Here is a 24,356-nt window from a genome sequence, read left to right as displayed (position 1 = left end):
TACTAATTGCTAATGTGGATTTATTTCTTTGACAATGTTTTTAATCTCAGCGAAATTATCAATATATGCGAAGCTCTCTAGAGCTTCTAGATCTACACCATTATGATAACCGTAACTTACCATTATAGTTTTTACATTTGCCTCTCTAGCACATAAATAATCATTCATAGAGTCGCCAACCATCAAACTCTCTTCAGCTTTAGCACTTAGCTTATTCATAGCAAACAGTAAGGGTTCAGCGTATGGTTTGTAGCTCGTTGTAGTATCTCCACCAATAATTACTTCAAAATAGTCAATTAAATCTAAATGGGTTAGGGATTGTATAGCATCCTCTTCATGTTTGTTTGTTACAACAGCCATTTTTATACCTTGTTGCTTTAAGAAATCTAAAGTTTCAATGACATTGGGATATACTTTACTATTTGCACTATTTAGAGTTTTGTATGTTTGACTGACAATTTTAACACCTGTATCAGCTATAGATTCAATATATTCTTTATTATTAAAATCTAATGCTAGAACTTTTCTAACGGTGGTAGGGTAACCTTTACCAATTATATTTGTTAAGACATCTTCAGATACCGGCTCAAGTCCAAAATATTTACGCATGGCATTTGTTGCAACTGTTAGATCACCAACTGTATTTACAAGTGTACCGTCTAAGTCAAAGAATATATTTTTTATCATGTTTTTTCTTACTCATTAATTTGTGATTTTATCTTGTTCATCTCATCAACTTGACTAACTTTAATTTCTAAAGCAGACGATGGAAAAGCAGTACATTTAGTATCTCGTAAAATTTTTTTAGAAGCAGAGCAGTGGATATTTGTTACTTTTGTAGTTTCGAGTATTTCTTTTAAATTATTTGAGTTAATTCCACCACCAGGCATTATTTGAATTTGGCTGCCAAACTTTTCTTGTAGAGTTTTTATAATTTTTAAACCTTGTATTACATTTGGCTTAGCTCCAGATGTTAAAATTCTATCAAAACCTAGTTCAATAACTTCTTGAGTAGCTGTGTATATATCTGTTGTTAAATCAATTGCTCTATGAAAGGTTAGTTCTTTGCCAGCTTTTTTTGTAAGTTCAATAAATGGTTTCAGAAATTCTTTATCAACTTTATTTTCTTTGGTTAAAGCACTAATGACAATACCATCAACACCTAGCTCTAGCATCAGTTTACAATCTGTAAGCATAATTTGCTGGTCTATCTTATCGTAATAAAAATCACCAGCACGATGGCGAACCATAGCCTGTAATGAACCTATGAAATTCTCTTTGGCAAATTTGACTAAACTAGGCGAGGGTGTAAGTCCTTCTACTCCAAGAGCGGAGCATAGTTCTAATCTATCAGCGCCAGCTTTTTGGGCATTGAGTATTGATTGATAGTTATCTATACAGATTTCTAGGGTTGTCATGGATGAACAGATTATCTAACTTTGATTTATCATATTATAACATTAGTTTTATGTTGGTTTCGCTACTAACTACTAATGAGTAACCTTTTATTAATCATAACTCATAGTCTTCAATTTGTTTTAGAGTTGGTATAATTGTTTGTAACAAAATTAATTTTATAGAGTTTTTATGAGTCAACTATTTATCGTTTATCTTGGCGGGAGCGCACCCAAAGCAAATATCGAGTTACATGATGTACAGTTTGTAATTGGTAATACTATCGAAGATACCTATGAGCAACTTAGACAAAATTGGTTTGGCACGGTCAAAGGATTGCATTTGGATAGTTATAAAGCTCTCAAAGGTGCAGATGGTTATAAGATATCTATCCAAGATAGACCTCAAAACTTTAATAAAAAGTTATATTTTGTCAATCTTGGTGGCTATGATGAATCTAAGCTAAATGAGCTACATGAGTTTGCTTTATTTGTTGCTGCAGATAAAACAGAAGCAAAAGAAAAAGCAAAGCAAAGTCTACTAAAAAACTCATTACATCAGCATAAAGATAATCTTATGGAAGTTGATGATTGTTTAGAGCTTAGCTCTATTGATGGTAAGTATATTCATTTAACTCTAAGTGATGAAGTGTATGATTTAAAACCTGATTGGTTTGGATATAGGGTAATTGGGTAGATATTATGATTCTTTATCAATATAGAGGTAATATCCATGATAATAGTAAGCAAGATAAGAAATTTTTTATAGATTTAATCACAAAAGGGTCTATAAAATTTACTAATCCGGTTGATTTCAATGATCCATTTGATTGTTACCCTAATTCATGGGGAAATGAATTTCCTAAGGGAGAATTGCCTCACGCCGTAGTAGATAGTCTTAACTATAAGCTACAACAAGGATTGTCTAGAGTAGTTGGTGTTACGTGTTTTACTCCTCATAATGATAGGATGCCAATGTGGAGTCACTATGCAAGTCAACACAAGGGTATTTGTATAGGGTTTGATACGGATATACTTATTAAAGAATGTGATAAAAATAGTCATGGTAGTCCTGTGATACATTCTCTTAAAAAAGTAATTTATACTGATGAAAGACCTTGTGAAAGAGATGTAGATAAGTTCATCAAAAAATCGACTGAATGGGATTATGAGAATGAGTATAGATTAATAAGCTGTGCTGTGAAAGGAACTCCTCAATGGGGTCCTGGAGTTTGGGAAATACCTGAGAAATCTATCAAAGAAATTATTTTTGGAGTAAGAACTCCTCAGAAAATTCAAAAAGAGTTAGTAAGAAAAATAAAACAATTTCGATCAGATATAAAATTAAAGAAAGCTGTTCTTGATAGTTATACCTATAAAATTATTATTGAAGATTTAGACTTACAACCAGATATAGCGCCAATGACTGGATCACTTATTGGACCAAATGGCAATATTGATTTTTAATCTGACTACAAAATCAGCCGTGCTTGTTTTTTAACAGGTTCATTCATACCATCAGTCCAAACCCAGTAATAAACTGGTTCACTACCTTTAAAACTAGCCACATAGTGGTTGTCTTGATTATCAATCGCATGAATTGTTAGCTCATCTAAATATCCAGTTTTAAGATGGCGTAAATCTTTAGCAGCTTCTAACACAGCATCTTTTACAGACATTCCCATTTTCATATATAGAACTACAGACCTAGCTGTGCCACAACGAATAGCCATCTCACCAGTATGTGTACAAGCACAAGCACCATATCTAGAGTCGGCATACGAGCCAGCACCAATAATTGGGCTATCACCTAACCTACCAGGATAACGCCAGCCCCAGCCAGAAGTGCTTGTAGCAGATGAGATAGTGTTATTATAGTCTTTTGATAGATAGACTGTAGTATCAAATATTTTTTCAGGATCAACAGCAAATTTACTTAGTTCTATCAGTGGAATATTTGGAAACTTAGCTTTTTGCTCAGCAGTTAAATGTTTATCTAAATGTTCTAACCAAACTTTTTTAATTTCTGGTAATAGGTTATCGATTTTAGTCGCATTAATTTCATTAGCAAATCTATTTGCTCCTTCAGCAACTAATATCTCATGATGTAATCTTTGCATAACTTCATAAGCAACCTCGACAGCATTAGCATAACCTTTTAGAGCACCGATAGAGCCTGTACGCAGATCATCACCATCCATTACAGAAGCATCTAGAGTTACATTGCCCAAAATATCAGGCCAAGAGCCTCTACCTACAGTTTTGATAGTAGTATCATTCTCTACAAGTTTAATACCCTCAATTATAGATCTGAGACCATTTTCCTTATTTTTAAGTTGTTTGAAAGCTTCATGTACGCCACCACGACCTTCATCATTTGCAATTAGAATCATCTTTATACCCTAAGTTTAGTAAGTTTTTTTAATAATGGAGTTAATGCAAATAATATAACAGCCATAATAATTGCTGCAATAAAAAGTTTAAAATATCCTGATGCAAAACTATTTGCAGGAGTGTTTTTATCTACAGCAATATGTGAACTAATTACACCACCAAAGAATCCAGCATAAGCATTAATTGTCCACCATACACCCATCATTGTTGATTTTAGATGCTCAGGAGCAAGGCGAGTGACTAAGGCTAATCCAACAGGTGAAATGCACAGCTCACCAAATACAAGCATTAGATAGCATAGTAATAACCATATTACATTAGCATGACCTGACTGAGCTGCTATTGATCCTGCTATGCTTAAGAATAAGAAACATAACGCAAGAAATACTAAGCTAAATACAAATTTTAATTCATCAGAAGGTTCTTTGTTACGTTGACTTAGTTTCTGCCATAAAACACCAAAGAAAGGGGTGATTATAACTAATAAAGTTAGTTGTGTTGCCATAACAGTAGTAACAGGCATATTAAAACCTAAGATATTAAGTTCAATATTATGCTTGATAAATATAGGAATACTAATAGAAGTTTGATTACTCAGTGACCAGTAAAAAAGCATAAATATTGATAATATTAAAAGAATAGCAATATTAGTCTTTTGATTACTTCCAAGAGATTTCCAAAGAGATATTAGATAAATCAACAGAACAATTCCAGATAATGAATTAATTATCATAGATTGAGTAGGGTGAGCTATTAAATAAGCAAAAATACATGCTGAAAAAATCACAAATAATATAATTGCTTGCCAAACATTTAATCCCAAGAAAAGTTTTCTTTGCATAACTTCATAGTTCGGCGCATCACAGCTTTTAGGGAAATGCTTTTTACCTGATTCAAAAAATATTAACCCGAGAGCCATTCCAAAAGCGGCTAAACTAAAACCATAATGCCAACCAATTTTTTCACCGACAAAGCCAACTATAAAAGTAGCTAAAACAGATCCGAAATTAATACCTGTATAAAAATAAGCAAAACCACTATTTCGTAGAGACTCTCTATCATCATAGAGCCTACCAACCATTGTAGAGACATTTGACTTGAAAAAACCTGTGCCAGCAGAAATACAACCTAACCCTAAAAATAATGCAGTATCACTAGATCCAGATAGTGCCATAATTATATGACCAGTCATAATTGAGACACCACCAATCAGCACACAACGCCTGTAGCCAATAATTCTATCTGCTAAAATTCCACCAACAGCGGTAGTGATATATAGATATGTTACATAACTACCAAAAATTAGAGCAGCATTAGCATCTGTGAAATCTAATCGCTGAGTCATGTATAGAATTAAAATAGCTGATAATCCGTAAAAGCTGAAGCGTTCCCACATTTCAGCAAAGAATAAGAATTTGAGTCCTTGAGGATGCCTAAGATGTTCCATTTTTGATTTTATTAAAATATAGGGTAAATTCATTTTAACTAAACACTAAATATAAATCATTAATAAGCTATTGCTAAATGTACTTTTAATAGCTAAAAAGTCTTAGTAGCTATTGATATCTAATGTATATTGAATATAATTTCCGCTCTTATATAAATTAATAACCCAAGGTAAATAAGTATGTCATTCAAAGGTTCATGTCTTTGTAATTCTGTTAAATTTGAAATTGATGGTAGTTTTGAAAATTTCTTTCTGTGTCATTGTGAGCATTGTCGTAAAGATACAGGTTCAGCTCATGCAGCTAATTTGTTTTCATCAAATGCAAAATTAAATTGGCAATCTGGTCAAGAATTAGTCAAAAAATATAAACTACCTGCATCACATCATACAAGAAGTTTTTGTAGTGAATGTGGTTCAGCATTACCTTTTGAGCAATCAGAATTTAATTTAGTAGTAGTGCCTGCTGGTAGTCTAGATGATAAAGTAGATATTAAGCCGACAGCTAATATATTTATGGCTAGTAAAGCTAATTGGGACGAAAATTTAGCTTCAGCTCATAGTTTTGATGCTTTTCCAATGCCTTAAAGAATAATATTACTTACTATTTTTCATAAGTTTTTCTATACCAACGAATGTAACATTAAATATTACAGGTCCAAGAAATATTCCGATAAAACCAAAAGCTTGGATTCCTCCTAGTATACCTATCAATGAGGCAGCGAAACTAAGTTGTACTTGTTTATTGATAATTTTGGGTTGCATAATATTGTCTGTGAAAATATTTAGAGCAAAACCAACTACTAGTATGGTAATAGCTTTGGTAGCACCATATACTACAAATACACTGGCTCCGATGAGTATATAAACAATGCCAACCATAAATGGGATCATAGATGCAATAGCTACGGTAAATGCAAGTAAAATAGGTGTTGGCATCCCTGTTAGTAAGAATGTTGTAGCCATAACAGTACCAACAAGTGATGCAGTTAGAAAAATTGCTAAACTTACTCTACGAGTTGTAATAATTGCTGTAGATATGAAACTATCGCTATCATCAAAGTCCTTAAGTACTACTTTTTTTGCAAATTTTTCTAAAGTAGAGCTACTAACTAGGAATTGATATACCAGTAAAAGTGTAATTAAAAAATCTGTTATAAAGCTTATAGATGTTGAGCCTACGTATCTAACTTTAGGTAATATTTGACCTAAATTGGAGATTATGGTGTCACTATCATCGTTAATTGCCTTTATTAGTTTGTCAAAATGTTCTTGAAGGATACTTCCTATGTAAGGAATTTTGCCTATAGAACTACCAAGCGTAGCAAAAGTTTGTGAAAGTGTTTCTGGATGTTGTAAGTATGAAACAATCTCTGAGATAGCATAATACAGAACAATTAATATAGGAATAAAAACACACAGAAGAATCCCCATAACTAATAGGAAACTACTTCTATGTTTACCAATATGTTGCTCTAAATACTCTTGAAGTGGAGCAAGTATTATTGCCAAAAGTCCTGCAAAAAGTATAGAGTAAATAAAAGGGTATAAAACCCACATTACTAAAGCACCAATAATGCAAATAATAGATAGTTTTTTAATAGTTTGTAGTGACATTTTATTTATAGTTGTAGTAATAATTAGAATAAAGAATAGCAATATGTTTAAGTTTTATAAACTGCTCTATAAGCTTAATTCATAAAACTTACAACTATTTAAGTTGATTCTAAAGTGTAACAAGCTTGATTTATCAATGTTTAGAAGTATTTCGAGAGATTTTACCATTGCTCAATATTTCCTTGAGCATCTAAAAATTTTCCAGAGTCTTTATGATGGAGATTTTCAATAAGATTAGTCATCGCTTGGATGCTATCACTAATTTCCATAGTAGCATTATCTCCACCCATCTTAGTCTTAACCCAACCAGGTCGAAGACTTATAGTAATTATCTCTAGGCACTCAGCAGCAAATGTTTTTGTTAACATATTTAGAGCTGCTTTTGATATGCGGTATGAATAACCAAAACCAGCTTTTGTTTGCTCTATAGAGCCAGCTTGACTAGCCATATTGATAACTATTGGATTAGCAGATTTTAGCAGATTCTCTTTGAAATTATGAATAAGATAAAAAGCTCCTAAACAGTTCGTTTGAAAAGCATTATTTATCCAGTTTGGATTAGTTTCAGAAATACTAAATTTTTGATGGTTCTCAGGGTAAATACCGGCATTGTTTATTAATATATCAATAACAATACTTTTATACTTTTGAAATAATTGCTCTTGGTCTGTAGGACTACTAACATCAAGTTTTTCTATAGTAAGTTTTTGATATTTCTTAGAAAGTTCTTTTAGGTCATTTGCTTTAGCTGGATCACGGCAAGTTGCGATTACATTACAGTTTTTTGTTAAATAGTGTTCAACGAAACCTAGCCCAATTCCTCTATTCGCGCCCGTAATTAAAATATTTTTTTGCATTATTTTAGTACTTATATATTTGGTTTTATATTATATGACAATTAGTTTTGGCATCACTAATTAAACTCTTTGCGGTACTTTTAGGTAGTTCAACAGCTCCTACTCCTGCGCCTAAAATAGCTCCTAAAATAACAGCCCCACCTATTTGGAATGGTTGTACGAATGAGTTTTTACTTAAGCCACCACTATCAAACATCATTGGAGACATCATGGCTCCGCCAACCATTCCTCCTAATAAACCTACAGGTACCATTAGAATAGTTCCTACTCCTATACCTACTACTGAGATAGGCGTAATAAGGATGGTAGATAGTGTGCTACATTCTTTGTTTTGTTTATTATTTTCGTTTCCTAGTGTTTCTAATGTCACAGGACTCATATTTTTGCTCTCTGATAAGCAATACCCTACATTTGTAGCTAGAAGTAGTGTTGTAATGCAGAAAAGTAAGATTATCTTCTTAAACATGATTTAACTAGTTAGTTAATAGATTATATTAACTTATATTATCACTTTAAATTAGTTTTTTGAAAATTATGAAATTGAAATATAAATAAAGAAAAAATATTTAGAAAATAAAAATTACCAACCAGTAACTTCTTTAAGTTTAGAACCTAACTCTGCAGGTGATCTAGTATAAGCAATACCAGCAGCTTCAAATGCAGCGAATTTTTCATCAGCAGTACCTTTACCACCAGAGATGATAGCACCAGCATGACCCATACGCTTACCTGGAGGAGCTGTAACACCAGCAATATATCCAATAACTGGCTTAGTAACATTGTGTTTAATGTATTCAGCAGCTTCTTCTTCAGCTGTACCACCAATTTCACCGATTAGGATTATAGCTTCTGTTTGAGGATCATTCTCTAAAAGTTTAAGAGCTTCGATTTGGTTCATACCTGGGATTGGATCTCCACCTATACCAATACAAGTAGATTGACCAAAGCCTAACTTAGTAGTTTGAGCAACTGCTTCATAAGTTAGAGTACCAGAACGAGAAATGATACCAACTTTACCAGGTTGGTGGATATGACCAGGCATAATACCAATTTTACATTCACCTGGAGTGATCACACCAGGACAGTTAGGGCCAACAACTTGTACATCTTTACCTTTTAAATATTCTTTAACTACTAGCATATCTAGAGTTGGAACACCTTCAGTAATGATTACAACTAGTTTAACACCAGAATCAATAGCTTCTATTGCAGAATCTTTTACAAATGGAGCTGGTACATAGATTACAGATGCATCAGCACCAGTAGCTTTTACAGCTTCTTCCATAGTATTGAAAACTGGTCTGTCTAGGTGAGTTTGACCACCTTTACCAGGAGTCACACCGCCCACGATGTTTGTACCATAAGCAATAGCTTGCTCTGAGTGAAAAGTACCGTTTTTACCAGTAAAACCTTGTACTAAAACTTTTGTATTTTTATCAACTAATACGCTCATTATTTAATATCCTTTTAACTGTTTTAATTTATTAACCTAGTGATTTTACAACTTTATCAGCAGCATCAGCTAAACCATCAGCAGGTATTAGTTTTAAACCTGAATCAGATAGGATCTTAGCACCTTTTTCTGCATTGTTACCTTCTAGACGAACAACTACTGGTACAGTTACATTTACTTCTTTAACAGCTTCGATAATTGCCTCAGCGATCATATCACAACGTACGATACCACCGAAGATGTTAATTAAAACAGCTTTTACATTTTCATCATCTAGGATTAGTTTGAAAGCTTCGATTACTCTTTCTTTAGTAGCTCCACCACCAACATCTAGGAAGTTAGCAGGCTTACCACCGTATAATTGGATGATATCCATAGTAGCCATTGCTAGACCAGCACCGTTTACCATACAGCCGATGTTACCTTCAAGAGCTACATAGTTTAGCTCATGCTCAGAAGCTTTAAGTTCTTTAGCATTTTCTTGAGATTTGTCTCTAAGAGCTAATAGTTTAGGGTGTCTGTAAAGAGCGTTTGAATCAAGGTTGATTTTACCATCAACACAAACGATTTCGCCGTTTTCTCTAACTGCAAGAGGGTTGATTTCAAATAATGCAAAATCACACTCAACAAATGCTTTGTAAGCACCTAGCATAGTTTTAACGAAATCATTAATTTGCTTACCTTCAAGACCAAGTTTGAAAGCTACTTCACGAGCTTGGAATGGTTGAAGACCAACTAATGGATCTACTTCTACTTTAAGGATTTTCTCTGGAGTGTTGTGAGCTACTTCTTCAATATCTACACCACCTTCAGTTGAAGCCATGAATGTTACTTTACGGCTAGATCTATCAACTACCGCACCAAGATATAACTCACGAGTAACAGGGTATACATCTTCAAATACACCTACAGAATTAACTGGCTGACCTTCAGCATCAGTTTGGAAAGTAACAAGATTTGTACCGATTAGGCTCTCTGCTACTTCACGAGCTTCTTGAGATGATTTAACAACTTTTACACCACCAGCTTTACCACGACCACCAGCATGTACCTGAGCTTTAACCACAGCAAATTTACCACCAAGTTGGTCAAATGCTTGAGCAGCTTCATTTGGGTTATGAGCTACGATACCTTTTTGAACTTTTAGACCATAGCTTTCTAAAAGATCTTTAGCTTGATATTCATGTAAGTTCATTGATTTTCTTCCTTATTTGATCGTTTGACGAAAATTTTTGTTAAATAACATCTCAAATAATAACTCATTTACGCTATTTTTTCTAATAAAAAACAGAATTTAAACTTAAAGAATAGGATATATGAAAACTCTTTAGCTAAAGCATGTAATGGAGTACTCAATATCATTGATTTTATTGTCTATAAGTATTTTGTTTATGGTGGTGTTACATTTTACCTAGAGTAAATATAATTTACTAAAACTCTCGAATGCTGAAAGATTAGTCCTAAAAAAGTCGTTAATAAAATGCAATTATAGTAATATTATTTGGTAAATTTAAAAATAAAATAAGGTGATTGGGAATGTTTGATTACATATTTAATAAAATTAAATCGACTATTTTTTCTAAACTCACGCCTGCACAATTGTTAATTACATCAGTATTAGCGTTTGTGTTTGGTTTTATTCCAGGAGTCTCATACTCACCATTACTCTTTGTAGCAGTAATAATATTGGTGATAATTCTTAGAATAAATATTGGTGTGTTTGTATTTATTGCGATTATCGCAAAAGCACTTTCATTTTTGCTTGAGATTGTTAGCTTCTCATTCGGACAATTTTTGCTAGATGGTTTTACACAACCTATTTTCAAGGCTATGGTTAATACGCCAGTCTTAGCTTATGCTGGATTTGATTATTATCTCGTCGCAGGAGGGTTTGTTCTAGCAATAATCTTAGGTGTTATATTTGGCCTTATTATCGCAAAGATATACAAAAAGATAATTGCAAAAATGTCATCTATTCAGTCAGGTACAGAACTATATAACAAAATCACTAAGAATTTTTTTGTTAAGATAGCTAGTTGGATCTTCTTGGGTAAGAATATTGCAAAAGTTGACTGGGTTGAAATGCAAAATCGTAAGTTTAGACAGCCATTTAGATTAACAGGAATTGTTCTTGTAGCTTTAATTATTGCTGTTTTGATATATTCTCCTAAGCTTTTAGAAACATCAATGGTATCAAATATCATTAAGCAACAGTTGACTAAAGCAAATGGAGCAACAGTAGACTATCAATCTTTAAGCTTAGATTTTACAAATGCAAGTCTTGATATTAAAGGTTTAGGTGTGGCAGATCCAAAAAATCTTGATAAGGATAGATTCTATGCTGAAAATGTGAGTGCAAGTCTAAATATTTCAAATTTACTTACTAGACAATTAACATTAAGAAATGTTTTGGTTACTGGTGTATCTTTAGATAAACAAAGAGCTAAGAAAGCTAGTTTATATATCAATACTAAAGCAACATCTAAAGATGATGCTAGCATGAATTCAGAAGAGTTTAAGAAGAAAGCTATAGAAAGTATAGGTAAGGCAAGTCAAAACTTACAACAAGTAGATCTGCAAAAGTTAGAAGCTAATACAAAGCAAGCTAAAGAAGTTGCTAATGGTATTAAGCAAGCAGCAGAGTTCTTATCAAACTTTAGCTCTAGTAGTGAGGATGATACAACTGGTGCTAAACAGGCAGGATCAGTTACACCGAAGCAACAAGCTAAAGTATATGGTTACGCGAATGTAAAAAATGAAATGCTTCGTGATAAGTATCCTAGTTTTGTAATTCAAAATATTGATATAAAAGGTTATCAAAATGCCGGTACTACATACGATGCTAATATAACTAATATATCAACAAACCCTGTGCTATTAGGTCAGCCAACAGCAATTAATGTTAAATCTGTAAATAATAGTGACGTTGATGTTAGCGTAGTTGTTTCAAATAAGCTAAATGTTGATAATACTATCAAGTTTAATTTGCAAAATGTAGCTGGAAAAGCAATTAAGGGCTTAAATATTCAAGGGGTTAATATAGATGCTAATAGCTTAACAATATCTGGTCAAGGAACTTGGCAGTTTAGTGGAGTAAGAAATATAATGTTCAATATTCCTTTGCAGCTAAAATTTGATATTGTAAGTGTTAGCTTTAACCAGTTTACTCAGAAAATACCTAGCTTAACATTAAACGGTGTTATCACTGGTGATTTGAATAAACTCAACTTTAGTGTTGATGCATCTTCTTTGAAGAACTTATTGAGTGCTGATACTGTCAAAAATGTTGCAAATCAAGTAGCTAAGCAGGCAGGGTTAGATAAGAAAGCGCAACAAATTATTAACAACACCAAGATTAATGGTAAGTCTATCCAAGACTTAAATGCAAATGACATCAAAAAGATCAATAAAAAAGATGTTCAAAATATAGCTTCTCAGTTTGGGATCAAAATTAATTAAATCAAAAAAATCCACTAAGTAGCCTATATGTTTAAAAGAAGTGTTCAACTTACAAATAATTGTTCGCTAGATTTTTGGGAGAATTGATTGAGACGTTAGCTATAGCTGTAGTATTTTTTATCAAAGTCCTTTGGCACTTAAAATATTGCTCTTAGGCTTTTCTTTATGGTACAAAATTTTTACTTTAGTGATTTTATTGCATTTTAAATATACAGACTTTCTTAACTTATCTGCATAATAGATATACTTTCCATGTTCAAAGTGTGAGCTTATAAGTGTGTATGGAGTTCCTTCAATACTTGCAGGCAGTTTTATGGTTTGAGTGTTTGTTATAGAATTTGAATTAGTAACATTTATGTTTTTTTCTATAAGAGGAGTGTGACTATTTTTCGATATTATATTGACTGATGATGGGTGATTGTTGATTTGCATATCGATAGCATATGCATCTATATTGAGATAGCCAACACATGTTGAGCCCTTTGGAGCATTATAATAAGATAGCTTAAAATCAGCTAATTTATCAGAATTAGAAACTTCAAATATATCTTTATTCGTCGTTTTTACACTAATGTAACTATCCGACTTAATATCAAAAGAGTAGCTGCCTGGTGGGATAATTATATCTTTATTTGATGTTTGATATGACTTACCTAATACAGATAACCCTCTGTCAATACTTCTGCGAGGAAAGGATATTGTTACATTATCGTAACGTTGAGTGACTTTAGCATTCCAAAAATACGGTAGATTGGTACTACTTATGGTATCTTTAATTTTTACATTTGGGTTTGTTAGAATGAGCTCTATTTTACTTTTGCTTAGATTTATCTGTTTTGGAGAGTTAAAGGATATTTCATAAGAGTTATTGGCTTGTGTTTTAAGGTTTGGGTAACTAGATGAAAAACATACTAGGATTATAAATAAAGTCTTAAAAATGTAATTCATGGCTATTGATTGTTAACCTCTACATTTGTTGAATAATATCATAAAAGCTAGAGTAATTAATACGATGATATGGATCATAAGAGTGAAGGTGTTGAAAAAGATTTATGTCTATATCAACTATCTTAATGATGACAAATTCATATTTATTTGATTTATGTTGGTAAAATAGAAATACATTATTATGCACATGCAAAAACAATCATGTTTAGTATAGGATGTATAAAGAATAACTTTTAATTATAAGTTGCACATTAGTAATAACTAATACAAATATTTACATCTGCTTTAATTAAATGTATCATGCCTTTAATTATAATTAATTTTAATTTAACCGGTGAGAAAGGTAATAATTTTCTTCTTTTTTTATTTAAGTATATCAACTGTAATTGCTGCAACATATAATGTAGGTCCAACAAAAGAATACAAAATATTACAAGATGTTGCCAAACTTTTACAACCTGGAGATATTGTGTATGTTGAAGGAAATGCCGAATATCCAGGGAGTGTGAAATTTGAAAACCATGGAACTAAAGTAAAACCGATAAGAATAATAGGTGTAAAAGTAGCTGGTCAAAAACCTGTTATAAAGTCTGAAACAAAAGATGTAGTTGTTACATTTTTTGGAGATAACTATATTTTTGATAACTTTGAAATAGTAGGTAATATGCAAGAAGCATCGGATCCTAAACTTATTACAAGAAGAGGCTTATATCAGGTTGCTGATGGTATTACAATTAGGCACTGTAGCGTCCATGATTCTGCAAATGGTATTATGGGTAGCGATCTTTTCAGTGGAAGCTTAACTATAGAATATTGTGATATATATTACAACGGTGCATTTGTAGGAGATCATAATATCTATATTGCTTCTGACAGAGTTAGACACCCAGATGTAGTTACAAAAGTCAGGTTTAATTACATTCATGACTCTTATCAAGGAGCTGGCTTAAAGAGTCGTACATCAAGAAATGAAGTATATTACAACTGGTTTGAAAATAATTATAGTTCAGAAGCAGACTTTTTTGGAGCAGACTTGGGACCTGGCACACACCCTATTTATAATGATAAAGGTGAAGTTATTGGCTACACCGATGATAACCATACTACACAAGATGAATTAAGAAAGATTGATAAATCTTATGGTGAGAACTATGTTCGAGAGGATACGGATTTTGTTGGCAATGTTGTAGTTAATGAGAATAAGGTAAAGTCTTTGACTATTGGTGGAGATGGTGGTTCTGGTGGTCCAACTAGAAATGGTACAAGTTTTGGGCGTTATCGTTTCGTAAACAATACTTTTATAAATACTGCGCCAGTAGATGGTGCGGGTCGTTCTTATGTGGGTCAGCTAAAGTTTGGTATAGGTAGCTTAGAATTTGATAATAATATTGTCTATAATAAAAATGGCATAAACATAGTCTTTTACTTTAATCCTTATGATTTAAATAATGATATACATCAAACAAATTCTGATTTAAGATGGAGTGCGGATAGACAATTTATTGGTCATAATAACTGGTTTAAAATCGGTACAAAAATATCTGAAGGTATCACTGATAGTATATTAGGAGAGGTTCCTGATTTTGTTAGTTTAGTAGATAAGGATTTTCATCTAAGACCTGAAAGCCATTTAAAAATATCGGGCTCGCAGTATAATTCAAATATTTTTTCAACGGCAATATATTATACTAATATCGGTGGAGTATTAAAAATGGATGTCGAATTTATTGAGCCTTTAATGTATCCATATTATCAAGCCCCTGATCCTAGGCATTATGACGAGTCAACATTTGATCAAGTTAATATAGCTATAGGGGTATATTCTTAGATTTGTTTACTCAAATACTTCTAGAGCTTTCAGGAAAGTATCAACATTGGCATCTTTTTTGGTTGCATTTTCACTTAAATAGCGACGGAAGACTTTGGCATTAGGTAAACCATTGAATAAGTTTAATGTATGCTTTGTTATATTATTAAGCCTCATATTAGGATCATTGTCTAGCTTGATTTTTATGTACTCAGCCATCTTGTAGGCTACCTCAAGTGGGGAAATATCATTAATGTGCTGGTTGTAGAACAGATTGTCAAAATTTTTAAATAACATTGGGTTATGATAGGCTTCGCGTCCAATCATTACGCTATCTACATGTTTTAAGTGTTCTTGGGTATCTTCTATGGTTGTGATACCACCGTTGATGCCTAACTCAAGATTTGGGAAATCTTTTTTGATATTATAAACAGTACTATATTTTAGTTCAGGAATAGTTCTATTTTCTTTTGGAGATAAGCCACTAAGCCATCCTTTGCGAGCATGAATACAGAGATAATCTGCCCCAGCTTGTACTTGTTTATCAACGAAATTATATAGCTCTTCATAACTGTCATTATGATCGTAGCCAATACGACATTTTACAGAGATAGGTATATCTAGATTATCTTTCATAGCCTTGACACAATCTGCTACAAGCTCAGGTTCTGCCATTAGAGATAAGCCAAAATTACCTTTTTTCACTCTTTCACTAGGACAGCCTACATTTATATTTATTTCATTGTAGCCAAGATTTTGTGCAAGTTTACCACATGTTATGAAATCCTCTGGTACACACCCTCCAAGCTGCAATGTAATAGGGTTTTCTTCAGGATTATATTTTAATAAGAAATCTTTATTACCATGTATTATGGCATTCAAGGTAATCATCTCTGTATACAGCATAGTGTGCTTTGTTATTAGACGCATCATGTAGCGATAGTGTTTATCAGTCCAATCTAGCATTGGAGCAATACATATTTTTCTATTGGAAGCTTTCATTTTTTATTATTCTGATCAAAAGATTAATTACTGATAATTATAATGGATCATCGTCAAAAGTTAAGCGATGAATGATGCTATCTATTTGTGTACGGTATTTTACTGTATCTTTTGAGTATCTACTATACTGTGGGTTTGATCTATCATATAACCAGTTAGCCAAGTCCCATCCGTAAGTAGTCTGGAAACAGAGTTTACCAAATTCTGTTAGATTAAACTCTGCTTGAGTTTGTAAACACCCTGTCATGAAAACATCAGCATAAGTTTGTAGAATTGGATAGCTCTTATTTGGGAAGTCGGCATCTTTAAAGTCCTTCACGTACATCCAGTAATCACCCTTAGGTAAGCTTTTGACACCTAGTGGTACTATATCTTTACGAGGTATTTTTACACGACAGTATGATGCTTCTCTCAAATCAGTCGCAGAAATATCAGAAGCACTAGCTTTGTAGTATATTGCATTCATAGCATAGCCTTTGTTAGGGACTGCTAGTAAAAATGTAGCGTGAGATTTTTCTCCTCTTGATGCCCATAGTCTTTCAAAGCCACTAACCAGTACTGGCGCAGCATAAGTCGCTTCAGGAACAGTTATTTGTCTAGAATCCTTGTTCATCAAGCTTCCATAACCAATAACGTAGTTGTTTCTTTTTGAGCTCACTTTTGGGCGACAATTTATGCTATTCTCTGGTGTTTGTGATAACTTACTCTGTTCAAGTATTTTAAGTTCACTTTGGTGTATTGATTCTGCTTTTTTAATACCTGATTTTTTCCCAATTAGAAAACTAGAGGTAATTACAGCAACTAACAATATTACTACTAAAAAATTTTTCTTTTTCAAGGTTTTCAAACTTGCCTTATATCTAAAGTATAAGATTATATTAGCATTTCTATATCAAATGAAAACCCCTGAAGGATTATTACAAGGTTACTGATCTAAATTAATATAAATCTTTATTTGTGTTATAATGTGGTGTGATTGTGGATTTTAAATATAAATATATATTGGAGCTTGTTAATGTCTGAAAATAAAGCTTATGACTCATCGAGTATTAAAGTACTCAAGGGTTTAGATGCAGTTAGAAAAAGACCAGGGATGTATATCGGTGATACAGATGATGGTAGTGGCTTGCATCATATGGTGTTTGAGGTTGTTGATAATGCTATCGATGAGGCTTTAGCTGGCCATTGTGATGATATTAAAGTTATCATCAATAAGGATGGTTCAGTATCCGTATCTGATAACGGGCGTGGTATACCTACAGATATTCATAAGGAAGAAGGTCGCTCAGCTGCTGAAGTTATTATGACAGTTCTTCATGCTGGTGGTAAGTTTGATGATAATTCATACAAAGTATCTGGCGGTCTACATGGTGTGGGTGTGTCAGTTGTAAACGCACTGTCAGAAAAGCTCACTTTGGATATATCTCGTAATGGTTATAGGTATTACCAAGAGTACACGCATGGTGTGCCAGATTATCCGCTAAAACAGTTAGAGCCAACAGATAAATCAGGTTCAATAATTACATTCAAGCCAAGTAAAGATACATTCTCTTTTGTTGATTTTGATTATGACATTTTGATGAAAAGAATTCGTGAATTATCTTTCTTAAATTCAGGTGTCAAAATTGAGCTTATCGATAAAATTAATAATAGGTCTGAAGTATTTAAGTATGATGGCGGTATCGCAGCGTTCGTTAGATATTTAAACAATAGTAAAAAGCCTATTCATGAAAATGTTATTGCTGTAAGTGGTATCAAAGATGATATTCAGGTTGAGCTTGCATTACAGTGGAATGACTCTTACAAAGAATCAATTTTTTGTTTTACAAACAATATTCCTCAACGCGATGGTGGTACTCACTTATCAGGTTTAAAGGCGGCTGTTACTCGTACAATGAATACATATATTGAGTCAGAAGGTTTAAATAAGAAGCTAAAAGTGTCTCTAACAGGTGAGGATACTCGAGAAGGTCTAGCTGCAGTATTATCTGTAAAAGTTCCAGATCCGAAATTTTCATCTCAAACAAAAGATAAATTAGTATCATCAGATGTTAAATCAGCTGTTGAGTCACTAGTAAATGAAAAGCTTCAAGAATTCTTATTAGAAAACCCTAAAGAGGCTAAAATCGTTTGTGAAAAAATTCTAGACTCAGCAAAGGCTCGTGAAGCAGCTCGTAAAGCTCGTGATATGACTCGTCGTAAGGGAGCTTTAGATATAGCCGGTCTTCCAGGTAAGCTTGCAGATTGCCAAGAAAAGGATCCTTCATTATCTGAAATATACCTTGTGGAGGGAGATTCTGCAGGAGGTTCAGCTAAACAGGCTCGTGATCGTAAAACGCAAGCGATTCTACCCCTAAAAGGTAAGATTCTAAATGTAGAAAAAGCTCGCTTTGATAAAATGCTTGGCTCTCAAGAGGTTGCTACTCTCATAAAAGCACTAGGGTGTGGTATAGGCGCAGAAGATTATAATCCTGATAAAACTAGGTATCATAAGATTATTTTGATGACGGATGCTGATGTTGATGGATCTCATATTAGAACTCTTCTTCTAACATTCTTTTATAGACAAATGCCGGAGCTTGTTGAACGAGGGTATTTATATATTGCGCAACCACCTTTATATAAGGTCAAGAAAGGTAAGCAGGAAACATACCTGAAAGATGAAGATGCTCTAGCAGTATATCTGGGTAATATTGGTCTTGAAGGGGCTAATATCTTACTTGAGGATGGTAATGCTATTTCTGGTCAAATTTTAAATAACTATTATGAACTTTATCAAAAATCTGAGAAGGTAATTAAAAAGTACGCAAAGACATATCCTGAAAAACTGCTCAGAGTAATGGCTTATAGCGCTAAGTATGTAGATGAGAATGCAGATATCAAGAAATGGTGGGAGACTATTGCTGAAGCATGTAATCAAAAAGCATTATCTTATGAAAGATTTAAGCTTATAGAAACTAAAGATGTTGATGAAGATGGTCAGGAAACTATCTCTTACGGTGTGAATCACTATATAAATGGTTATGACACCGATTATATTGTTAGAAATAGTTTCTTTACTACTAAAGATTATGAAGATCTTGTTACTTATGGTGATGTATTATCAGATATTTCTTTTAAAGGTGCTTATGTAGAAAGGGGTGCTAAAAAAGAATATGTTGATGACTTTGAGTCAGCAATTGACTGGTTACTTAAAGAAGCAAGACGCGGTAATGATGTACAGCGTTACAAAGGTCTAGGTGAGATGAACCCGGGCCAGCTTTGGGAGACAACTATGGATCCTGATAATAGAGTCTTGCTTCAAGTATCAATCAAAGACGCTGTTGAGGCAGATGCTTTATTTACTACTCTTATGGGTGATGAAGTTGAACCTCGTAGGAATTTTATTGAGTCTAATGCGCTTAACGTTGTTAATTTGGATGTTTAATCTAATTTTTTCTTTATCTCTATTTTTTTTTCAAATCTTAACAAAAATTAATTTATCTACAGCAATTTAAAAAATTATAATCTTTCATGAATTTTGAAGAATGACAAACTTAATGGAGTCTATAAATGTCAGATATTAATTTGAAGATTGGTTTAGCTGAAATGTTAAAAGGCGGTGTTATCATGGATGTTGTCAATGCCGAGCAGGCAGAGATAGCTCAACAGGCAGGTGCAGTGGCTGTAATGGCTTTAGAAAGAGTGCCGGCAGATATCCGTAAAGATGGTGGTATCGCTAGAATGTCAGATCCAAAGTTGATTAAAGAAATTATGTCAGTAACTTCTATACCTGTGATGGCAAAAGCTCGTATAGGACATTTTGTTGAGGCGCAGATTCTTGAATCTTTGGGTGTTGATTTTATTGATGAAAGTGAGGTTTTAAGTCCTGCAGATGATCTTAATCATATAGACAAGGATAGCTTTAAAGTTCCTTTTGTATGTGGCTGTACAAATTTAGGTGAAGCTCTAAGAAGGATTGGTGAGGGGGCTGCCTTAATTAGAACAAAAGGTGAAGCTGGGACTGGTAATATTGTTGAAGCTGTTAGGCAGTTAAGACAAGTTAATAAAGATATCAGTTACATTAAAGGTGCTGATCAATCAGAACTTATGGCTATAGCAAAAAACATGCAGGCTCCGTATGATTTGGTTAAGTATGTACATAAAAATGGTAAGTTACCAGTGCCAAACTTTTCTGCAGGAGGTGTGGCAACTCCAGCTGATGCGGCTCTTATGATGCAATTAGGAGCAGAGTCAGTATTTGTAGGCTCTGGGATATTTAAATCAGCAGATCCTTTAAAGAGAGCTAAGGCTATAGTTAGTGCTGTTACATATTTTAATGATCCAAAAATATTAGCTGAAGTTTCAGAAGATCTTGGTGAGCCTATGACGGGTATTAATTGTGATTTTGAGAAGTTTTCACAAAGAGGATGGTAAAAAATGTCTGTGAATGTGGGCGTACTAGCTATTCAAGGTGGGTTCCAAAAGCATGCTGAGATGCTTGAATCTTTGGGGGCAGAGGTTAAGTTAGTCAAATTTGCAAATGATTTTGATAAAATTGATAGGCTTATTATTCCCGGAGGAGAAAGTACAGCATTACTAAATCTTTTGAATAAGCATCAAATTTTTGATGAATTACAAGATTTTTGCTCACGAAAACCAGTTTTTGGAACTTGTGCAGGTAGTATAATTCTATCAAAAGGCTCTGAGTATTTAAGTCTTATAGATTTGGAGGTAGAGAGAAATGGCTATGGTCGTCAGGTTGATAGTTTTGTCACAGACTTAGGTTTTATGAGTAATTCTATCAAAGCCGTATTTATTAGAGCTCCAAAATTTACTAGAGTGGGCGATAATATTGAGGTGTTGGCTAAATTTGATGATTTACCTGTACTAGTTAGGCAAGGTAATATTTTAGTGAGTAGTTTTCATCCTGAATTGACTGAGGACTCTTCTGTGCATAAGTACTTTCTAAATATGTAGTTTTATCTTTGACATTTTTTACAAAAGAATGTGTTTCTTTGGGCTATCACTAAACTTTCGATTTTAGTACTACAGATGTAACAGTTTTGATTGGCTCTGCCATAAACATTGAGTTGTTGCGTGAAGTAGCCAGGTTTACCTTCTGTATTTTTATAATCCTTGAGTGTTGTACCACCTTCGGCAATTGCTTTATCAAGTATTTTCTTAATTGAAGTTACAAGCCTCTCCGCTTCTTTTTTTGTGATGGTGGTAGAAGCTCTTGTGGGTAAGATATTACTATCAAATAATGCTTCACTGGCATATATGTTTCCTACACCAACAACTATGCTATTATCCATGATAGTTTGTTTGATCTTTCTAGAGGTTTTCTTTAATTTAGATATCAAATATTCAGCATTGAAATCATCTGTTAAAGGTTCAACTCCATGAGTGGCTAAAACTCTGTGTTCTAGTGGCATCATATTGGTATTAACTAACCAATATCCAAATTTACGCGGATCATTATAGACTAGACTTAGGTTATCAGATAATTCTAAGATAATGTGGTCATGCTTGATCTTATCATATTCAGAGGTATTTATAATTTTGACAACACCTGACATACCAAGATGAATAATTAACTGCAAGTTATCTTCCATAAAAATAATTAGGTGTTTGCCTCTTCTTTGGACATCTTTCACTACTTTACTTTTTAGTGATAGAAGTTGAGCTTTATCTATGGGGTAGCGAAGCTTATCTGTATTTATCTGTATGCTTTTAATCTTTTTGTTAATAATATTTTTGGTTAAACCTCTTTTGACAGTCTCTACTTCAGGAAGTTCAGGCATAAATTTAATATTACTATAAAAATTAAGATTACTATATGATAACATAATAGGTTATCTATGAGCTTATTATTACAACTAATACTGGTATAAAAATGCGCCTAAAACAGCTTAAATCTTCTATACATAAAAAATTAAATCAATCTTACATATATGACTGCAATAAACAGATAGACTTTAGCAAAATCATAAATGGTTCTATAATTATTGCGAATGATACTTCAATAATCACGATACTAGCTTTAAAGAGTTTTCTGAAAGAAAAAACGATAACGGTTTTGGGCCACTTTGATACTAGAGTTAGATGTTTTGAAAAAGCTATAGCAAATGCTGAAATAAAATATATTGATGATATTAGTTTTTGGGATCATCAAGGTGTACTTATTGTGGACAAGAGTTTTATTTCTCAGGTTGAGCAAAATGATAATAGATTCTTGTTGTTTGTATGTGGGCCTGAGATGCCATATTTTTCAGACCGTAAAAATTTAGATAGACAGGTATTTTTTGATATTGCTAAACTTAAAAGTTTGAGAAGTCTAAATGAGGAGATGGATGATCTTTCTGTGAAAGCTTGGGAGGAATATTTAGCTCTTTTGAAGGCTCCTGCTGAGATTTGGTTTAGGCAAATGTTAAACGCTAAAAGTAACTTGGTATTAACTGATACGACAGGTGTCACTTTAGATGGCTACAAGTTTGCGACAGGGGCAGCATTGATGTCCAAAAAACTTCAAGAAATTACTAAGCAAGAAGATAATGTTGGTGTTTGTTTACCTACAAGCGCAGGCGGTTATTTGGCGATATTAGCATTAATGATGAGTGCAAAGGCAATAGTTAATCTAAATTATACAGCTTCAGAGGAAGCATTAAGACATGCTATTAATAATGCAGGAATTAAAACAATAATTACTTCTAGAGCATTTGTTGAGAAATTAACTCACAAAGGTTTCTTTGTTGAAGAGATTTTTTCGATGTGCAAGATTGTATATTTGGAGGATATCAAAGCAAAAATAACCAAAGCTGAGTCAATAAAGACATTCTTGCAAATCAAAATGCTACCTGCGTCATGGTTAGTTAAAAAATACCTTAAGCCAACTAAGCTAGATGACTTGGCCTTTATAATATTTAGTAGTGGTAGTGAAGGGGTGCCTAAAGGTATTGCAATCAAGCATAAAAACCTTCTTGCAAATGTTTATCAAAGCACAAATGTTATCGAGTGCCAAGAGAATGATTCTGTGGCAGGGATTTTGCCTATATTTCATGCTTTTGGTCTTACAATCTCACTAGTTTCTCTGTTTCAAGGGGGGTATATAGCATGCCATCCAGATCCAACAGATGCTAAAGGAGTTGCTAATTTAATCAAAAAAAATAAAACTACAGTGTTGTGTGCGACACCAACATTTTTAAGAATTTATACCAAAAATAAAGCAGTCAAAAAAGAAGATCTTGCAACACTTAGGCTTATTATTACAGGTGCTGAAAAACTCTCTAAAGAAGTACGCACTATGTTCGAAGACAAGTTTGATAAGGTTATTAATGAAGGATATGGGACTACCGAACTTTCACCAGTAGCTGCTGTTAATAGACCAACTAAGTCACCAAATAAAATAGGTACTGTAGGTTTGACAGTTCCTGGTGGTCAATTCAAAATTATACATCCTGAGTCTCATGAAGAGCTACCTATTGGTGTAGAGGGCATGATTATATACCGAGGTGTTAATAAGATGGATTACTATCTTAATGATCCTAAAAAAACTAATGAGGTTATGATCGAGAAATATGGATATAAGTGGTACATAACAGGAGATAAGGGTAAGATTGATGGCGAAGGTTATTTAACGGTAGTTGATAGGTACTCCAGGTTTGCAAAAGTTGCTGGTGAAATGGTGAGTTTGGGACTTTTGGAGCAAAAAGTCTATGATACTTTGCGAGAAAAGGGGTATGATTCTCATAAAATTGATTTTGAGGTTTTAGCTGTGGCTACATCAGATACTAAAAGAGGCGAGATTATTAACTTACTATATAATCTAGAGGACTTAGAGCCAACTGAGTTGAAAGAGATCGTAAGACACTCTGGTATTGAAAATCTTTATAAGCCAACCAACTATTTCAAGGTTATATCAATACCTAAATTAGGCTCTGGGAAGACAGACTTTTCTAAGGCTAAAAAGCTCACTAATGAACTAGTTAAGGCATAGGTT

General features: G+C 33.3%; 22 protein-coding genes. 9 read left to right on the top strand and 13 right to left on the bottom strand.

Annotation, left to right across the window (positions count from 1 at the left end):
- Positions 1-9: 9 nt before the first annotated feature.
- Both F7308_RS08765 and F7308_RS08760 read right to left on the bottom strand, forming a co-directional pair.
- The gene (locus F7308_RS08765; protein WP_013923511.1) at positions 10-687 is read right to left on the bottom strand and encodes an HAD-IA family hydrolase; all 678 of its coding nucleotides are present in this window, start codon (positions 685-687) and stop codon (positions 10-12) included.
- An 8-nt stretch (positions 688-695) separates the two neighbouring features.
- Positions 696-1,418, bottom strand: coding sequence for a copper homeostasis protein CutC (locus F7308_RS08760; protein WP_041263822.1), 723 nt, complete (start codon positions 1,416-1,418; stop codon positions 696-698).
- Positions 1,419-1,587: 169 nt separating this feature from the next.
- Between F7308_RS08760 and F7308_RS08755 the strand changes: the two genes are divergently transcribed.
- Both F7308_RS08755 and F7308_RS08750 read left to right on the top strand, forming a co-directional pair.
- The gene (locus F7308_RS08755) at positions 1,588-2,091 is read left to right on the top strand and encodes a DUF1543 domain-containing protein (protein ID WP_013923508.1); all 504 of its coding nucleotides are present in this window, start codon (positions 1,588-1,590) and stop codon (positions 2,089-2,091) included.
- A 5-nt stretch (positions 2,092-2,096) separates the two neighbouring features.
- Entirely contained in the window at positions 2,097-2,861 is a 765-nt protein-coding gene (locus F7308_RS08750; RefSeq protein WP_013923507.1) for a DUF2971 domain-containing protein, read from the top strand.
- A 5-nt stretch (positions 2,862-2,866) separates the two neighbouring features.
- On the opposite strand, the gene F7308_RS08745 is transcribed toward F7308_RS08750, so the two are convergent.
- Positions 2,867-3,787 carry a N(4)-(beta-N-acetylglucosaminyl)-L-asparaginase gene (locus F7308_RS08745; RefSeq protein ID WP_013923506.1) on the bottom strand — a complete coding sequence of 307 codons (921 nt, stop codon included), beginning with the start codon at positions 3,785-3,787 and terminating at the stop codon, positions 2,867-2,869.
- Positions 3,788-3,789: 2 nt separating this feature from the next.
- Complete coding sequence (locus F7308_RS08740; protein WP_041263976.1) at positions 3,790-5,235, bottom strand: peptide MFS transporter; 1,446 nt, start codon at positions 5,233-5,235, stop codon at positions 3,790-3,792.
- Between the two features lie 180 nt (positions 5,236-5,415).
- On the opposite strand from F7308_RS08740, the gene F7308_RS08735 reads away from it, so the two are divergent.
- The gene (locus F7308_RS08735; RefSeq protein ID WP_013923504.1) at positions 5,416-5,820 is read left to right on the top strand and encodes a GFA family protein; all 405 of its coding nucleotides are present in this window, start codon (positions 5,416-5,418) and stop codon (positions 5,818-5,820) included.
- Between the two features lie 9 nt (positions 5,821-5,829).
- Here the strand turns inward: F7308_RS08735 and F7308_RS08730 are convergent, their stop codons facing one another.
- From F7308_RS08730 to sucC, 5 genes are all read right to left on the bottom strand, one after another.
- Positions 5,830-6,849, bottom strand: coding sequence for an AI-2E family transporter (locus F7308_RS08730; protein ID WP_041263820.1), 1,020 nt, complete (start codon positions 6,847-6,849; stop codon positions 5,830-5,832).
- A 161-nt stretch (positions 6,850-7,010) separates the two neighbouring features.
- Positions 7,011-7,706 carry an SDR family oxidoreductase gene (locus tag F7308_RS08725; protein ID WP_013923502.1) on the bottom strand — a complete coding sequence of 232 codons (696 nt, stop codon included), beginning with the start codon at positions 7,704-7,706 and terminating at the stop codon, positions 7,011-7,013.
- 25 nt (positions 7,707-7,731) lie between these two features.
- Positions 7,732-8,172 (bottom strand): hypothetical protein, encoded by a 441-nt coding sequence (locus tag F7308_RS08720; protein ID WP_041263818.1) that lies wholly within the window; start codon positions 8,170-8,172, stop codon positions 7,732-7,734.
- 114 nt (positions 8,173-8,286) lie between these two features.
- On the bottom strand, positions 8,287-9,159 hold the full coding sequence (gene sucD, locus F7308_RS08715; RefSeq protein ID WP_013923500.1) for a succinate--CoA ligase subunit alpha: 873 nt from the start codon (positions 9,157-9,159) through the stop codon (positions 8,287-8,289).
- 31 nt (positions 9,160-9,190) lie between these two features.
- A complete protein-coding gene (gene sucC, locus F7308_RS08710; protein WP_013923499.1) occupies positions 9,191-10,354 on the bottom strand; it encodes an ADP-forming succinate--CoA ligase subunit beta in 1,164 nt (387 codons plus the stop codon).
- A 341-nt stretch (positions 10,355-10,695) separates the two neighbouring features.
- Here sucC and F7308_RS08705 point away from each other — a divergent pair, with 341 nt between their 5' ends.
- The gene (locus tag F7308_RS08705) at positions 10,696-12,618 is read left to right on the top strand and encodes a TIGR03546 family protein (protein WP_013923498.1); all 1,923 of its coding nucleotides are present in this window, start codon (positions 10,696-10,698) and stop codon (positions 12,616-12,618) included.
- Between the two features lie 120 nt (positions 12,619-12,738).
- Here the strand turns inward: F7308_RS08705 and F7308_RS10355 are convergent, their stop codons facing one another.
- On the bottom strand, positions 12,739-13,566 hold the full coding sequence (locus F7308_RS10355; protein WP_013923497.1) for a hypothetical protein: 828 nt from the start codon (positions 13,564-13,566) through the stop codon (positions 12,739-12,741).
- Positions 13,567-13,900: 334 nt separating this feature from the next.
- Here F7308_RS10355 and F7308_RS08695 point away from each other — a divergent pair, with 334 nt between their 5' ends.
- Positions 13,901-15,394 carry a right-handed parallel beta-helix repeat-containing protein gene (locus F7308_RS08695; RefSeq protein ID WP_013923496.1) on the top strand — a complete coding sequence of 498 codons (1,494 nt, stop codon included), beginning with the start codon at positions 13,901-13,903 and terminating at the stop codon, positions 15,392-15,394.
- Between the two features lie 6 nt (positions 15,395-15,400).
- Here the strand turns inward: F7308_RS08695 and dusA are convergent, their stop codons facing one another.
- Together dusA and chaC are read right to left on the bottom strand one after the other, a co-directional pair.
- Positions 15,401-16,375, bottom strand: coding sequence for a tRNA dihydrouridine(20/20a) synthase DusA (gene dusA / locus F7308_RS08690; RefSeq protein ID WP_013923495.1), 975 nt, complete (start codon positions 16,373-16,375; stop codon positions 15,401-15,403).
- A 37-nt stretch (positions 16,376-16,412) separates the two neighbouring features.
- On the bottom strand, positions 16,413-17,213 hold the full coding sequence (gene chaC / locus F7308_RS08685; protein WP_013923494.1) for a gamma-glutamylcyclotransferase ChaC: 801 nt from the start codon (positions 17,211-17,213) through the stop codon (positions 16,413-16,415).
- 177 nt (positions 17,214-17,390) lie between these two features.
- Here chaC and gyrB point away from each other — a divergent pair, with 177 nt between their 5' ends.
- From gyrB to pdxT, 3 genes are all read left to right on the top strand, one after another.
- Positions 17,391-19,802: a DNA topoisomerase (ATP-hydrolyzing) subunit B gene (gene gyrB / locus F7308_RS08680; RefSeq protein WP_013923493.1), complete on the top strand. Its 2,412-nt coding sequence runs from the start codon at positions 17,391-17,393 to the stop codon at positions 19,800-19,802.
- A gap of 125 nt (positions 19,803-19,927) precedes the next feature.
- Entirely contained in the window at positions 19,928-20,791 is an 864-nt protein-coding gene (gene pdxS / locus F7308_RS08675) for a pyridoxal 5'-phosphate synthase lyase subunit PdxS (protein ID WP_013923492.1), read from the top strand.
- A gap of 3 nt (positions 20,792-20,794) precedes the next feature.
- On the top strand, positions 20,795-21,334 hold the full coding sequence (gene pdxT, locus F7308_RS08670) for a pyridoxal 5'-phosphate synthase glutaminase subunit PdxT (protein WP_013923491.1): 540 nt from the start codon (positions 20,795-20,797) through the stop codon (positions 21,332-21,334).
- A gap of 2 nt (positions 21,335-21,336) precedes the next feature.
- Here the strand turns inward: pdxT and mutM are convergent, their stop codons facing one another.
- Positions 21,337-22,161: a bifunctional DNA-formamidopyrimidine glycosylase/DNA-(apurinic or apyrimidinic site) lyase gene (gene mutM / locus F7308_RS08665; RefSeq protein WP_198006067.1), complete on the bottom strand. Its 825-nt coding sequence runs from the start codon at positions 22,159-22,161 to the stop codon at positions 21,337-21,339.
- Positions 22,162-22,253: 92 nt separating this feature from the next.
- Here mutM and migR point away from each other — a divergent pair, with 92 nt between their 5' ends.
- The gene (gene migR, locus F7308_RS08660; protein WP_013923489.1) at positions 22,254-24,353 is read left to right on the top strand and encodes an iglABCD operon regulator MigR; all 2,100 of its coding nucleotides are present in this window, start codon (positions 22,254-22,256) and stop codon (positions 24,351-24,353) included.
- The last annotated feature ends 3 nt before the right edge of the window (positions 24,354-24,356 follow it).

This window comes from Francisella salina, from assembly GCF_000219045.1.
Classification (GTDB): domain Bacteria; phylum Pseudomonadota; class Gammaproteobacteria; order Francisellales; family Francisellaceae; genus Francisella; species Francisella salimarina.
Note: the sequence above shows the minus strand (reverse complement) of the source record. Positions and strands in the feature narration are given on the sequence as shown.